Genomic DNA, 14,503 nt, shown 5'->3' with positions numbered 1-14,503 from the left:
TCTCTTTAATAGTGATTAACCATGAAAAGCTACCTCATATTCCTTCTGATCTTTAATAGTATCACCTGTACCAATACACGTACCGAAACAAATAAAGATATCCCGGTTAATGCTTTTGCCGATACTAAAGGTACATCTTATACGCGTGCCGGATCAGCTTCAGATAAAGTCTACATCTGCAGCAGCAAGACTGCCAAGAGGTATCATTACAAAGAAAACTGCAGAGGCTTGAGCAACTGCGGTTCAAAGATCGTCAAGACTACGATTGACAAAGCAAAAGACAGCGGCAAGACATTATGTGGCTGGGAAGACTGATATGGCTGATCACACTGCTGATCTGCTTATGTCCGGTACACGGACAGAAGCAGATCCGGCAACCGGTGCAGAAAAACCTGAAAGGGCAGACCTTCAGCGCCAAAGTGATCCGTATTATAGACGGAGACAGCATGGAAGTACTGTATGAAGGTCAACCGCTCAAAATACGACTGTCACATATTGACAGTCCGGAGTTGAAGAAATCACAACCCTACGGGAAAGCCGCAAAAAAAGCCTTATCTGATTTGTGTTATGGGCAGTATGTCACAGTGCAGGTAGAAAAATACGACCGCTACGGGAGGGCTATAGCTATTATTGTGAATGCCAATAAACAGATTGTCAATCAGCAAATGATCATACAAGGTATGGCCTGGCACTTTAAAAGATACTCCAAAGATCCGCTGTATGCCCGGCTCGAAAGAGAAGCCCGAAAGAGCAGGGCAGGCCTATGGAAAGATCCAGATGCCGTGGCACCATGGGAGTGGCGTAAGAAAAAATGAATTTAATAGGATTTCCGGATCCGGAATCCGTTAGTAACAAAACTTTTTAGACCACAATATAGTATTCACTTTTGAAGATCGTCAAATGCGTTTAAAATAATTTAGATTTAATTTTCTTCCAGCGGTACTTACGGATAAACTCAGCTTGTTCTGCTGTAACTAAAAGAGGTTTTGCTTCTTTTTTTGCCTTTAGGTATCCTTTCATATAGTCAATAAACAACAATGGTTGTCCTTTTTTGGAAGCAAGTTTAAGGCTTGCAATCGTTACAATCGATAGATCATATCCCAACCTATAAAATGCTTCTCCCTGTTTATAACGGGCTGTTTTATCATATTTTGCACCTGTAGGTTTAAGATGTTTTACGTGTAGTTCAGGAAAAGTTTGTATTTCCCAATTATAAAACCTGCACAACAATTCATCAACGGTATCCCAACCCATAGCTGGTTTCAATCCTCCTATCTGTTCCAGACATTCTTTACGGTATGCTTTAAAGGCTCCTCTGATGTGATCTTTATCGGTCAGGTTTTCTAATATCCAATCACCATTCTTCTCGATATAGGCAAACCCACCAGCCATTCCCAATCGGGAATTTCCCTCAAAAGCATTGATAATAACTTCAAAATAATTTTTAGGCAAAATAATGTCAGCATCCAGTTTTACAAGAATATCATAGTGCTGGTCCAATTGCTTAACGCCTTCCTGAAAGGCATTGATTACTTTGCTGCCTGGCAAATGAATATGTTCAGACTCCTTATTTATCAAGTCAATAAAAGCATATTTCTCTGCATAAGCACTTACAATTTTTGAAGTTTCATCTGTAGAATTGTCATCTACAACTACAACTCTTGCCGGCAATCTGGTTTGCGATACGAGGCTATCGAGAGTTAGTTTGATATAGTCTGCTTCATTATAAGCCGGAATGACAACATAATATACCATACTTATATTTTTTCAGCAATTAAAATATAATACCTTGGAGTAAACTTTCTTAAAAAAGGACGAAAACCAATTTTATTTACTGGGTGTGTCCATTTATCCCGGGCCAAAATTCTGAATCCGGATTTCTCCACAAGCCAGTCCAGTTGCCAGTCTTCAAATTCATGATAATGGCGGTCCCATAAGTCTGTTTTACTTTTATAGGCAGCAGAAAACCACAGACGTAATGGTACTGAAATAACAATTTTTTGTGCCTTACAATTTTTTAGAACTGTATAAGGATTTAACAGATGTTCAAAAATTTCAAAAGCAGTCATGACATCATACGCTTTATTCTGTAGTGATGTTTGATCTTCATCTAAATCTTCTCCATGTGTATTCTGAATCCGGTATCCCGCCTCTTTCATTAATTCAGAAAGTGGATTCTGAATTCCCAGATCCAAAATCTGGGCTTCTTTGCTTATATGCTCATTTAGAAAAGCCAGCGTTTTTTCAAAACGTTTTTTTGGATACGTTTTTTCGTACATTCGGTTAAATTTAGAAACTCAAAAATATTAAAAACTAAATCAACTTTAACGATTATATTTGTAAAAATAACTTAAAAATGGATTTCAGGTTTTCAAGCAAACAGGCATTTTTGTTTACCTTTATTAACTATTTAGGAGTCCTGATAGGCGTTTTTTCTACTCTCTTTATTTATCCTAAAGATACTGAGATGCTCGGTATTGTAAGATACATCGATGGTTATGCCCAGATTTTCTATCCCATAATGGTTTTAGGAGCTTCTACAGCTTTATTGAATTTTTACCCGTTGCTCAATACTATTTTGCAGCGTAAATTATTTACATATAGCATTCTATCTGTTTTCCTGATGATTATTTTTACAGGAATTGGTGTTGTTATTTTAGGTTATTCTGCTGTTTTTGAACGATTTAGATATGTGATTATTGCTTTTTTTATTGCAATATGTCTGGCATTTGTAGATTTAATTAAAAGGCAACTCACCAATATGCAGAAAATTGCAGTGCCTACTTTATATGAAAAAATAATTCCGAAAGTCGCGTTACCCTTAGCTTTTATACTGGTATTGTATTTTTCTTATTCTCTTGACGGAGCTTTACTGTTTTACACCCTCACATTTGTATGTATGCTTCTTTTGGTAGTGATATATCTTCTGCAATATTACCGTCCCGTTTATACCTTACAATTCAAAGACCTCTTTCAGATAATTTCAAAAAAAAACTATTATCAATATAGCTTGTATGCTTTCACGGCAAGTATTGGTTCTTTTTTTGCCTTTAGAGTAGACTCTTTTATGATCCCGGAAATTACCGGAGATTTTGAATTAAACGGAATCTTTAATATTGGTGTTACACTGGCTAATGCTATTATGATACCTGCCATCGGTGTATTTGCTTTATACAGTCCGGTTATATCAAATAATATAAAAAATGGGGAATTTGATCTGTTGAAAAAGAAGTATTCAGAAGTAGCTAAAAATCTTTTTTTTGTGGGCGTTCTTCTGTACGGTTGTGTTATTCTCGGTATTCATGATTTATTTAAGATATTACCTGCTTATGACAATCTGGTACAATCACTTCCCATCATCTATATATTGGGAGCCAGTGTACTATTGAATATGTCTACAGGTTTTAATACAGAAATTATTGCCTTTTCTTCTTATTATAGGTTCAACTTAGTCTCTATAGTAGTATTGATGTTTTTAAATGTAGGGCTTAATTGGTATATATTGAAATATACCGGCTATGGAATTATTGGTGTCGCATTTGCCTCCTTTTTTTCAATGGCTATCTTCAATATTATGAAATTATATTTCATTTATAAAAAATTCAAAATGATTCCTTTTAGCACATCTTATCTTAAAGTTGTTCTTATCAGCGTGACTTTATTAACAGTATTGTATTATATCCCTTCTCTTAGTTCTCCGCTGTTTACGATGCTTTTGAAGTGTAGTCTTTATGTTATCTTGTTGTTAACTGTCTTATATATAACACGTTTGATAATTCCATTAAATGATTTTGTAAAAAAAAATAACCAATAACAGGGATTGACTTTTAATAAATTTTAACTTACATTTACTAAAAATTTTAAATTTTATTGCTATGGATAACAAAACATTATCAATTGTTTCTTACATTACCATTATTGGATGGTTAATTGCGTATTTTGTCGGCAAAGACAAAGCAGATGCCTTTTTAAAATACCATTTACGACAATCGTTTGGCTTGGTAATCACGTCCTTTTTATATGGAATAGTTGTGAATATACTTACAATGATTTCTCCGGTTTTAGGTATGTTAGGACTTCTTTCAATTGTCTTTTTAGTTCTGATGATTATTGGGATCATCAATGCGGCTAATCAACAACTAAAACCACTTCCGATAATTGGTAAATATTTTGAAGACAAATTTTCCTTCATCGGATAAACAATCATAAAAAAAAGAAGGTATTCAATACCTTCTTTTTACGTTTGTTTGTTGTTTAAAAAGTTTACTTTGCTGGTCGTAACTTATCACTGTAGGTGATTTTATAAGGTTTGTCTTCACTGGACAAATCTTTCATAACATAGATAAATTTATGTTTCATGGCTTTTTCAGAATCAATGTAAATGGTTTTCTTAGTTGCCTGATCATAAATAGATGTTTCTACAGTATTCAGAATGCGCATATTTTTTGCTAAGCCGGAATTCTTATCTGTAGTAACCATGTCTTTATAGAGTGTTTCACCATTATTTTTTACTGTAATAACTTCACCATAATACCCTTGTGTAAAGAACAGAATGGAATATTGTTTTTCAGAAGCTTTATAATCCTGTAAAAATTTTTTCTGAACACTTTCTGATACGGAACGAAAATCATTTCTCGTCTGTTCTGTAAAAAAGATTTTACTTTCTTCTCTTTTTTTCTCTTCTTTTTTTTCAGAGTTTCCCGAATTGAATACCGTTTGCGGAGTTTTACACATTGCAAAAAGTGCAAGTAATAATAAATAAGGTAATTTTTTCATCATAATTAGAATTTATTTTTTTACAGAATTAGAATTATCTTTGTAAAAAATAAAAGGTTTTTATTTTGAAACTATATAGCGCTAAAATCATTCCAAGACCATAAAGTTAAGCCTTTTTTCTTAAATCTTTTTGATAATTAGCATTTTACAGTTAAAAAACATTTGTGATAAATTCTACATATTGTGGATTACAATTGAAAAAAGGGGAACGTACCTCAATAGAGATGATAAATAAAAAGTATGATGTAATAATTGTTGGTGGTGGGGCTTCAGGATTCTTTACAGCTATCAGTTTAGCTGAACAAAACACAGATCTTAAAATAGCCATTTTAGAAAGAGGAAAAGAAGTACTGTCAAAAGTACGCATATCCGGAGGTGGCAGATGCAACGTAACGCATGCTTGTTTTATACCTAATTTATTGACAAAGTATTATCCAAGGGGGGAGAGAGAACTCAGAGGTCCATTCCATACTTTTTGTACAGGTGATGTAATTGAATGGTTTGAGCAAAAAGGAATTGAACTAAAAACAGAGGAAGACGGAAGAATGTTTCCTGTCACAGACTCTTCACAAACTATCATTGATTGTTTTGTATCAGAAGCAAAAAAGTTAGATATAGAAGTAATTCAATCTTGTAGTGTACAGCATATCTTTCAGAATGCAGAGCAATGGAAGTTAGATACCACTCAGGGAGCATTCTTAGCAGAAAATTTAGTACTTGCTACGGGCAGTAATCCAAAAGTATGGGAGATGTTGGCTGGTTTAAATCATGAAATCATACCTCCTGTTCCGTCTTTATTTACTTTTAATATTAAAGACAGCCGTATCAAAGAACTTATGGGATTATCTGTTGAACATGTAACGGTAAAAGTTGCTAACAGTAAACTAAAAGCGACTGGTCCGTTGCTTATTACACATTGGGGAATGAGCGGTCCTGCTGTATTGCGATTATCGGCCTGGGGAGCCCGTGATTTATCAGAAATGAAATACCGATTTCAAGTACATATCAATTGGCTTAACGATAAAACATTTGATGATACCTTGCAGGAATTACTTACTTTAAAGGAAACCCATGCAAAAAAGAACATCAGTAAATTTTCTCCTTTTCCGATTCCGGGACGTCTATGGGAACAATTAGTTCTTGCTGCAGGAATATCTCTGGATACTAAATGGAGTGATACAAATAAAAAGCAACTCGTTCATCTTACCCATCAACTGACAGATGGAGTTTTTTCAGTAGATGGGAAAAGTACTTTTAAAGAGGAATTTGTAACAGCAGGGGGAGTAGATTTAAAGCAGATTAATTTCAAAACGATGGAGAGCAAATTGTTTCATAATCTGTATTTTACCGGTGAGATTATCAATATTGATGCAATAACAGGAGGGTTTAATTTTCAGAATGCCTGGACTACGGGTTTCATAGCTGCTCAGGCAATTGCAAATAAGTAGTATATTTGTTGTTACAATCCATATCATATCTGTATTTATTGATCATCTTATTGGATTCTTTATTTTCTAAATAATATATAATGAGCATATTTCAAGAATTCGTAACAGAAGACTTTCATATACAAATACCAGCGGGAAATTTTACATTTTCTGCTCCAAGTAATATTGCATTAGTAAAATACTGGGGTAAGAAAGAGCATCAGATTCCGGCTAATCCTTCTTTGAGTTTTACGTTAAGTAATTGTAAAACAATAACTTTTTTGCGTTTTGAGGAAAAGAAAACATCGGGTATTAGTTTTGAATTGTTGTTTGAAGGAGCGCCAAAACCTTCATTCGAACCAAAAATTCAAAAATATTTTGAGCGCATACTACCTTATTGCCCGTATATAGAAAAATTCCATTTTATTATCGATACAAAAAATACCTTTCCACATAGTTCAGGTATTGCTTCTTCAGCTTCTGGTATGGCAGCATTGTCTGCTAATATTATAGCTTTAGAAAAAACATTGGTGCATGATAAAGATGAAGCCTATTTTATCAATAAAACATCATTTCTTGCCCGATTAGGTTCCGGAAGTGCTTGTAGAAGTATTAGTGGGAATGTTGTAGTTTGGGGAAAAACGGAAAGCATAAAGAACAGTTCTGATCTATTTGGTGTGGCTTTCAGCGATGAGATACACACTGTCTTCAATAATTATCAGGATACCATTCTATTGGTTGATAAAGGTGAAAAACAGGTTTCTAGCACGGTAGGACATGAATTAATGTACGGACACCCTTTTGCTGAACAACGTTTTATTCAGGCACATCAAAATTTAGCACGCTTAAAAGAAGTGTTTAGCACAGGTGATATAACCCGTTTTATTGAAATTGTAGAAAGTGAAGCATTGACACTTCATGCCATGATGATGACTTCATTACCTTATTTTATACTTATGAAGCCGGCTACTTTGGAGATTATCCAGCAGATCTGGAAATTCCGGACAGAAACTAATATTCCGGTATGTTTTACTCTGGATGCAGGAGCAAATGTTCACGTTTTATATCCGGAAACGTATAAAGAAAAAGTGCAACTCTTTATTTCAGAGTCACTTGCAGGCTATTGCCAAAGTGGACAATTCATCCACGATTCTTTAGGTAACGGAATAAAAAATCTCTCCTGATGCGTGATACAAAATGTACTCATTGCCATACCTCTATCATTTGCAGAGCTGATGATATCAAATCTTGCAATTGTCAGAAAATAGTGCTTCAGGATGCTACCATACAGTTTCTGAAAGATAAAACAGATCACGAATGTCTATGCAATGATTGCCTGAAAAAATTTGATGAAATGATGCAATATTCCAAAGATCATCCATTTCCCAAAAGACCGGTTGATCTAATAGAAAATGTACACTATTACATGGAAAACGGTTTTTTTGTATTTACAGAATTGTATCATTTTTTAAAAGGAAGATGTTGTAAAAACGGATGTCGTCATTGTGTCTATGGTATTCATAAATAATATTTTGTCTACCAATTTATTTTTTTTGTAAATTTGTTTTAGAAAAAACTAGCTATGAAAGGACCATTATTTTATTCGAAAATTCTTTTGTTTGGAGAGTATGGTATTATTAAAGACTCAAAAGGCTTATCAATACCGTATAACTTTTATAACGGAGCGTTAAAAACAGAAGAAAATTTATCAGACCAGGCATTAAAGTCTAATGAAAGTCTGAAGAGATTTGCTGTTTATTTGAAAGAAATGCAAGTTTCAGATCCTGAATTGGTAACGTTTGATCTTGAAAAACTACAGACAGATATTGAAAATGGATTGTATTTTGATTCCAGTATTCCTCAGGGATATGGAGTAGGCAGTAGCGGAGCGCTTGTTGCAGCTATTTATGATCAATATGCAAATAATAAAATCACTGTTCTGGAAAATCTGACACGTGAAAAATTACTTCAGTTAAAAGCTATATTTGGAAAAATGGAATCCTTTTTTCATGGAACAAGTTCCGGTTTGGATCCTTTAAATAGTTATTTAAGTTTACCGATCTTAATCAATTCAAAAGATAATATTGAACCAACAGGAATACCTTCCCAAAAAGAAGGTGGTACTGGTGCAGTATTTTTAATTGATTCGGAAATCATTGGAGAAACAGCTCCCATGGTTAATATCTTTATGGACAATCTTAAAAATGAAGGTTTCAGAAGCATGATGAAATCTCAGTTTACGAAATATACTGATGCCTGCGTAGAGAGTTTTCTGAAAGGAGATTTTAAATCTTTGTTTTCAAACACAAAACAACTTTCAAAAGTAGTGTTAAATAATTTTAAGCCTATGATACCGGAAAAATTCCATAATGTATGGCAGGAGGGTATCGAGTCAAATGATTATTATCTAAAGCTTTGTGGTTCAGGCGGAGGTGGTTATATTTTAGGATTTGCACCGGATTTTGAAAAAGCAAAACAATCTTTAAAAGACTATAAATTAGAAGTCGTTTATAAATTTTAAAAAAGGAATTATAACGAATGCTTTCTCGCAAAAATAAAATACGTTTACTAAAAATTTTCAGTATTTTTTCGGTAATGCGGGGGTATAATATATTTGTTGTGGTACTTGCTCAGTATCTGGCCTCAATTTTTATCTTCGGGTCTCATTTACGCGCATTAGATGTTCTACTCGATTTCAATCTGTTTCTAATTATTCTTAGCAGTTCAGTTGTAATAGCATCAGGCTATATCATCAATAACTTTTATGACTCTGAAAAAGATCTGATCAATCGTCCGGATAAATCTATGCTGGATAGACTGGTCAGTAAATCTACCAAATTTCAAATATATTTTGCTTTAAATTTTTTAGGGGTAGGTTTGGCATGGATTGTTTCATGGAGGGCTGCCCTTTTTTTTTCCTGCTATATTTTCATCCTTTGGTTTTACTCACATAAACTTAAAAAATATCCTATAATTGGAAATATTACGGCCGCAGTTTTGGCGATGTTGCCGTTTTTTGGGATACTGATGTATTTTAAAAACTACAGCTTAGGGATATTTGTGCATGCATTATTTTTGTATTTGATTATACTGATTCGGGAAATGGTTAAAGACCTTGAAAATATCAAAGGTGATCTTGCAAATGATTATCAGACTATACCCGTCAGATTTGGAGTTCAGAAAGCAAAACAGCTTATTTCAGTTCTTACTTTTCTTTGCCTTATTCCGGTATTCATACTAATTAAAGAATTTGAAATTGGATATATGGGATATTACTTCTACTTCAGTATGATTATGATGTCTATTTTCCTGTTCCAGCTGTGGGGCGCAAAACAACTTACAGATTTCAAAAAGTTGCATTTAAGCCTTAAATTATTGATCCTGTTGGGTGTTATATCCATTGCACTGATCAATCCTCAGGTTATTTTACACGGAAAAGAAATAATGATAGAACCGCTTTTATAAAGGTTTGTTCTGTACTTCATCATTGAGGTCTTCTTTTATTACACTTGGTTTAGGTTTCACATTGGCAAAAAAGAAATAAAAACACGTGATAAACCATCCTCCCCAAAATACATATCCACCACTATGAAATTTGCTGTTCATATATTTATGAGAGGTAGTAGTAAAATCGATATAAGTGTAAAACAAACCAAGTAAACCTACAATAAATACGATAAGGCTTACAATGACGAAATTTTTATAAGCATAATAACGCTTTGTAATATATAATATTCCAATTATCAACAATTGAATCACAAACACCACAAGAGCTGCTTTCCACCAAGTTTTTAATAAGGTATATTCTTTATATGCGAATGAAATACCAATCTTTCCAATAAATGACATTTTAGAAAGTAAAATTCCAGAAATAAGACTAATAACTGCCTGAAATAATATGATGTTGAGTATTTTTTTCATAGCGCTTTTTTTTATACTAATAAAATTAGACAAAAATATAACACAACTGTTATTTAATATAAAATATTGCTGAGGAATAAATGCATATTATAGCTATCTTTGTCAAAAATTATATAAATGAGTTCAGGAAGAGGAGCCAATAATAAAGGCAAAAGAGATGCGAGAAAAGCTTATTCTTCATCAACTGGTTCCAAGACAGGTGCTGGTAAGAATAAGCCTGTTGAAGAAAAAAAATACTTTAAAGGGAAACCTTTTGATAATAAATTTAAGAGTACAAAGCCTAAGACTTCTAAACCGGAGTCTGAAGATGTTCGCTTGAATAAATATATAGCAAATTCTGGTATTTGTTCCAGAAGAGATGCTGATTTATATATACAGTCCGGGAATGTAAAAGTTAACGGAGTTGTTGTAACAGAAATGGGGTATAAAGTAAAACCGACTGACGTTGTTAACTTTGACGGTTCAGTAGTGAATCCTGAAAAAAAAGTATATGTTTTGCTGAATAAGCCAAAAGGATTCTCCACTTCAGAAGAAGACTCAGCTACAAACTCTTACGATTTAGTTAGAAATGCATCCCCTTACGTATTAAAACCAATAGGGAGAATGGATAAAACAACAGTTGGATTGTTGTTGTACACCAATGACAATGAAATGATACAAAAGTTTACAAATGCTGCTCAGCGTTCTTCAAAATTGTATCAGGTATCATTGGATAAAAATCTGAAATATGAAGATCTTGAAAAAATACAGAATGGAGTATATGTAAAAGATCATAAGGTTTATGCAGAAGAAGTAAGCTATGTGGAAAACCAACCGAAAAGTGAAGTGGGAATTAAAGTAAAAACCTCTAATGTAAAAGTTGTGCGTGCCGTTTTCGAAACTTTAGGTTATGATGTGATCAAATTGGATCGTGTCATGTTCGCCGGATTAACAAAATGGGGTGTCACCAGAGGACAATGGCGCTTTCTTACAGAACAGGAAGTAATTAATTTAAAGAACAGTTAATAAAAAAAGCCTCAACATTGTTGAGGCTTTTTTATGATTTTAATAATTGAGTATTTGGTTGATTGTTCAATGTTTAATGGTAAATTAATACCAGTCTGCTTTGATACTATCAAAAATAGTATCGTGAATTGATATATTAATAAGTAATAATATTTAGAATAGGTGAAAAATTAGTCTTCATAACGATCTTTTTTAATACAATTCCCACCTGCTAACAAGAGACAGGTGAAAACTGTATTGTCTACTCTACTACTACTATTACTACTACTACTTACTTTAATAAAATCCTGACTGAGAACTGTTCTTACATTGAAGACAGTACTGTCATAAGATTGGAAAACTCTGTTTTATCCAGTTTTTACCAATTATTCCTGATAATCTTTGTACATATTCCATCCCCTGTACTTGGGTTTTGTTTTCGTAAGCCGGTATTCCGGACTACCGACCCCCGAAACAACATTTATATTTAGATTTGGTTATTCAATATTTCTACAGCTCCTGCAAGTATGATTGCCTGTGCTAAGCTTTTTTGATGCCCGTAAGCAAAAGCGATGGTTTTTGATTTTTTCCAGTTATTTGGAGTTCCGTCACTTGTGCTGTTGCTAACCAAGTAGCAGTTTATCAAAAAGACTCTTTCATCTTTTGTCAGATTTACGTCATTTGTTATGACACTGTTCAGATTATATTCGCCATCAATAATTCTTAATATATAAGATTTTACTATTGATCTATAACTAAAAGTATTGATTAGTGAAGTATCACTTGATAGTACTGTTTCAAACTCACTAATATTTATAGCATTGTAATCTTGTTCTTTTGCTATTGAGCGGAAAACAGCATTGTTAAGTGCATGATCCTGAAAACTTGCCAATGCTATAGGATTTGTCATTACCGCAGGTGCATTATAAGTATGTATTAGGTCTTTATAAAGAGTAGCTACATCTACTTGTGCCTGACTTGTTGTTTTTGACTGATAATCCATAGATTCTTGTGCCTGTTCATCATTTACATCACATGATGCGAATGCTAATGTTATTGCTACTGCATACAAATAAATTTTTTTCATCTCGTTTCGGTTTTTGAAATTTGTTTGTAAGCTGCCCGGGTAGCTCTTTTGTTATGTTTCTGTAACAAACTTAGATGCAAAATGCCGACTATGCAAAAACTTGTTGGGAAGAATTATAAATGTATGGGAAAAATCATAAATTGTATTGATTATCAATTGTTTATGATTCCATTTTTCTTGTTTAAGAAAAAATATAAATCGAATGGGAAAAATTATAAATTCAATTGATTATCAAGTGTTTGACTTTAGTTAAAATTCACTATTTTTGTATTAAACAAAAATCAAATGTTTTTATACAAAAGTAAAAACCTAATTTTTTGGGTGGCTTTACACAGTTTTTTATGGTGCATTCTTCCTGTTTTTGCTCAAAGTTCTTCTTTGGACACATTTTCTTATGAAAAACTGAACGATAAAATACAGGATGTAAACACAACTTCGCAAGAAAAACTATACTATATAGAGGCTTATTATAAAAAAGCAAAGAAAGATAATAATTATAATTATCAGATGAATGCTTTAAGAGAAAAGAAAAATCTTCTTGATGATGAGGCTATATTAGATGATATTGTAAAACAAATGGTAGCTATAGCTCATGAGTCTAACGATATAAAACTATTAGCCATGGCGTATGAAGATGTCAGTAACGTTGCCTTTCGAAAGCGAGATTTTCAACAAGCACTTGTATATGGCTTAAAATCAGAAGAATATTATAGTAAAGCAAATGATGAATATGGATTATATGCGATTAAATATAATCTCGGGTCTTTGTATTTTTATACTAATCAAATGGATAAAGCAAAGGTCTATTTTACGGCAACAGCTAATTACTATAATAAAAGAGAAGGGAATAACAATCTGTTAGGATATATAAGTAGTCTGTATAGCCTTGGAAAAGTAGGAATTGCACTTCACAGGACAGATACTGTAAATATTATTATGGAGCAGGCAATGGCTGCCACAGAATCTCTCACAACTAAAGCAGATATTGAATTTGAACAGGCTTATCTTAATTATGTTATTGGCGCCAATTATTATTTGCTGAAAGATTATACCAAGGCGGAACAAACCTTATTAAAGGCTTTATCAATAATAAAGGAAAATGCAGATTATACCAATGAACATCTGATCTATTTGTACTTAGGCAAGGTAGCTTGGGATACTGGAAAGAAAGAGAAAGCAATTGGCTATTTCAAAAAAATTGATGAATTTTTTACGCAGAAGACATTTTTAAATTATGATCTGAGAGAAGGTTATGACTATCTTATTGAATATTATAAAGAAAACGGTGATGCACACAATCAATTATTGTACACCGAAAAATTGATTTCACTAAACCGTATTTTTGAAAAAGAACAATATGAGTTGACAAATGCACTGCATTATCAAAATGAAAATAAAAAGCTGGAAGAATCAAAAGAAGTTTTACGTCAGAATTTATTAAATAATAAATTTAATTATACACTTTGGTTGAGTATGGCAGCAGTATTAATCTTATTATTGGTGTTATATGCTTACCGTCAAAATCTTCTCAAAACTAAACTTAGACAGAAATACGAACTAACGGTCAATAGATTTTCTAATAAAAGGGAGATTTCTAAAATGCCTGATCTTGTTGTAAAAGATGAAAAGATTACAGATGTGGTCAGTGCATCAGCATCACATATTGATGAGCATAAAAGAGGGGGTACTACAGAAGAAAGAATATTACTTGAGTTACAACAGCTGGAAGGAGAAAAATATTTCTTACAACCTATAAGTATGAAAGATCTTGCAGCTAAATTGAATACGAATACAACAACATTGTCGAAAATAATAAACAACAGTAAGCATCAGAATTTTAATCAATATATTAATCAGTTAAGAATCGATGAAGTTACGGATGATCTTTTGCATAAATCAAATCTACGCAAATTGAGTATTCAGGGATTAGCAGAGCAATACGGATTTGGTTCTGCTAAAAGCTTTAATACCGCATTTCAACAAAGAACGGGTATTCTGCCTTCCTACTTTATTGAACAATTGGAATTGGATGAACAAGGAAAGAAATAATATTTATAAAAAAAGACCGGTATTTTACCGGTCTTTTTTTATTGAGAAATCAATTATTATTCATCTTCTCTCCAATCAGCAATCTCTCTCTCGATTTCTTCTTTTGTTCTTCCTGATTTCTCTTGTAGTTTTCCAACTACTTCGTCAAATTTGCCTTCGGCATACACTTTGTCGTCATCGAACCAGTCTCCGTATTTTTGTTTTACAGCTCCTTTAATTCGGTTCCATTTTCCTTCTAATTCTAATCTGTCCATAGCAT

The 14,503-nt window shown here is 33.0% G+C and carries 18 protein-coding genes; 12 read left to right on the top strand and 6 right to left on the bottom strand.

Annotated elements, in window-relative coordinates; translation table 11 throughout:
* Nucleotides 1-109: 109 nt before the first annotated feature.
* Genes QW060_RS13810 through QW060_RS13800 form a run of 3 tightly spaced genes read left to right on the top strand, consistent with a single transcriptional unit; the run spans nucleotide 110 to nucleotide 815 of the window.
* Nucleotides 110-232, top strand: a complete 123-nt coding sequence (locus tag QW060_RS13810; RefSeq protein WP_290364063.1) for a hypothetical protein — start codon at nucleotides 110-112, stop codon at nucleotides 230-232.
* A gap of 33 nt (nucleotides 233-265) precedes the next feature.
* Nucleotides 266-463, top strand: a complete 198-nt coding sequence (locus QW060_RS13805) for a hypothetical protein (RefSeq protein WP_290364062.1) — start codon at nucleotides 266-268, stop codon at nucleotides 461-463.
* Entirely contained in the window at nucleotides 381-815 is a 435-nt protein-coding gene (locus QW060_RS13800) for a thermonuclease family protein (protein WP_290364061.1), read from the top strand. Before QW060_RS13805 ends, QW060_RS13800 begins: the two co-directional genes overlap by 83 nt.
* 91 nt (nucleotides 816-906) lie before the next feature.
* Here QW060_RS13800 and QW060_RS13795 read toward each other — a convergent pair whose 3' ends face one another.
* Both QW060_RS13795 and QW060_RS13790 read right to left on the bottom strand, forming a co-directional pair.
* Nucleotides 907-1,755: a glycosyltransferase gene (locus tag QW060_RS13795; protein ID WP_290364060.1), complete on the bottom strand. Its 849-nt coding sequence runs from the start codon at nucleotides 1,753-1,755 to the stop codon at nucleotides 907-909.
* Nucleotides 1,756-1,757: 2 nt separating this feature from the next.
* Nucleotides 1,758-2,279: a methyltransferase domain-containing protein gene (locus QW060_RS13790; protein ID WP_290364059.1), complete on the bottom strand. Its 522-nt coding sequence runs from the start codon at nucleotides 2,277-2,279 to the stop codon at nucleotides 1,758-1,760.
* Between the two features lie 77 nt (nucleotides 2,280-2,356).
* Between QW060_RS13790 and QW060_RS13785 the strand changes: the two genes are divergently transcribed.
* The gene (locus tag QW060_RS13785) at nucleotides 2,357-3,814 is read left to right on the top strand and encodes an MATE family efflux transporter (protein ID WP_290364058.1); all 1,458 of its coding nucleotides are present in this window, start codon (nucleotides 2,357-2,359) and stop codon (nucleotides 3,812-3,814) included.
* A 61-nt stretch (nucleotides 3,815-3,875) separates the two neighbouring features.
* On the top strand, nucleotides 3,876-4,199 hold the full coding sequence (locus tag QW060_RS13780; protein ID WP_290364057.1) for a DUF4870 domain-containing protein: 324 nt from the start codon (nucleotides 3,876-3,878) through the stop codon (nucleotides 4,197-4,199).
* Nucleotides 4,200-4,263: 64 nt separating this feature from the next.
* On the opposite strand, the gene QW060_RS13775 is transcribed toward QW060_RS13780, so the two are convergent.
* Nucleotides 4,264-4,779 carry a hypothetical protein gene (locus tag QW060_RS13775; protein WP_290364056.1) on the bottom strand — a complete coding sequence of 172 codons (516 nt, stop codon included), beginning with the start codon at nucleotides 4,777-4,779 and terminating at the stop codon, nucleotides 4,264-4,266.
* A gap of 224 nt (nucleotides 4,780-5,003) precedes the next feature.
* On the opposite strand from QW060_RS13775, the gene QW060_RS13770 reads away from it, so the two are divergent.
* The 5 genes from QW060_RS13770 (at nucleotide 5,004) to QW060_RS13750 (ending at nucleotide 9,668) form a co-directional block, all read left to right on the top strand.
* Nucleotides 5,004-6,224, top strand: coding sequence for a BaiN/RdsA family NAD(P)/FAD-dependent oxidoreductase (locus QW060_RS13770; RefSeq protein WP_290364766.1), 1,221 nt, complete (start codon nucleotides 5,004-5,006; stop codon nucleotides 6,222-6,224).
* 80 nt (nucleotides 6,225-6,304) lie between these two features.
* The gene (locus tag QW060_RS13765) at nucleotides 6,305-7,387 is read left to right on the top strand and encodes a diphosphomevalonate/mevalonate 3,5-bisphosphate decarboxylase family protein (protein ID WP_290364055.1); all 1,083 of its coding nucleotides are present in this window, start codon (nucleotides 6,305-6,307) and stop codon (nucleotides 7,385-7,387) included.
* Nucleotides 7,387-7,731 (top strand): cysteine-rich CWC family protein, encoded by a 345-nt coding sequence (locus QW060_RS13760; RefSeq protein WP_290364054.1) that lies wholly within the window; start codon nucleotides 7,387-7,389, stop codon nucleotides 7,729-7,731. Before QW060_RS13765 ends, QW060_RS13760 begins: the two co-directional genes overlap by 1 nt.
* Before the next feature lie 54 nt (nucleotides 7,732-7,785).
* Nucleotides 7,786-8,724: a mevalonate kinase family protein gene (locus tag QW060_RS13755; RefSeq protein ID WP_290364053.1), complete on the top strand. Its 939-nt coding sequence runs from the start codon at nucleotides 7,786-7,788 to the stop codon at nucleotides 8,722-8,724.
* A 17-nt stretch (nucleotides 8,725-8,741) separates the two neighbouring features.
* Nucleotides 8,742-9,668, top strand: coding sequence for a geranylgeranylglycerol-phosphate geranylgeranyltransferase (locus QW060_RS13750; RefSeq protein ID WP_290364052.1), 927 nt, complete (start codon nucleotides 8,742-8,744; stop codon nucleotides 9,666-9,668).
* Here the strand turns inward: QW060_RS13750 and QW060_RS13745 are convergent.
* Complete coding sequence (locus QW060_RS13745) at nucleotides 9,663-10,124, bottom strand: hypothetical protein (RefSeq protein ID WP_290364051.1); 462 nt, start codon at nucleotides 10,122-10,124, stop codon at nucleotides 9,663-9,665. The genes QW060_RS13750 and QW060_RS13745 overlap by 6 nt on opposite strands.
* Before the next feature lie 117 nt (nucleotides 10,125-10,241).
* Between QW060_RS13745 and QW060_RS13740 the strand changes: the two genes are divergently transcribed.
* A complete protein-coding gene (locus tag QW060_RS13740; protein ID WP_290364050.1) occupies nucleotides 10,242-11,129 on the top strand; it encodes a pseudouridine synthase in 888 nt (295 codons plus the stop codon).
* 466 nt (nucleotides 11,130-11,595) lie between these two features.
* Here QW060_RS13740 and QW060_RS13735 read toward each other — a convergent pair whose 3' ends face one another.
* Nucleotides 11,596-12,195, bottom strand: a complete 600-nt coding sequence (locus QW060_RS13735) for a hypothetical protein (RefSeq protein ID WP_290364049.1) — start codon at nucleotides 12,193-12,195, stop codon at nucleotides 11,596-11,598.
* Nucleotides 12,196-12,516: 321 nt separating this feature from the next.
* Here QW060_RS13735 and QW060_RS13730 point away from each other — a divergent pair, with 321 nt between their 5' ends.
* Nucleotides 12,517-14,244, top strand: a complete 1,728-nt coding sequence (locus QW060_RS13730) for an AraC family transcriptional regulator (protein ID WP_290364048.1) — start codon at nucleotides 12,517-12,519, stop codon at nucleotides 14,242-14,244.
* A 56-nt stretch (nucleotides 14,245-14,300) separates the two neighbouring features.
* On the opposite strand, the gene QW060_RS13725 is transcribed toward QW060_RS13730, so the two are convergent.
* Nucleotides 14,301-14,498: a CsbD family protein gene (locus tag QW060_RS13725; protein WP_290364047.1), complete on the bottom strand. Its 198-nt coding sequence runs from the start codon at nucleotides 14,496-14,498 to the stop codon at nucleotides 14,301-14,303.
* Between the last annotated feature and the right edge of the window lie 5 nt (nucleotides 14,499-14,503).

The organism is Paenimyroides ceti (assembly GCF_030409925.1).
This window is presented reverse-complemented; position numbering and strand designations above follow the sequence as displayed.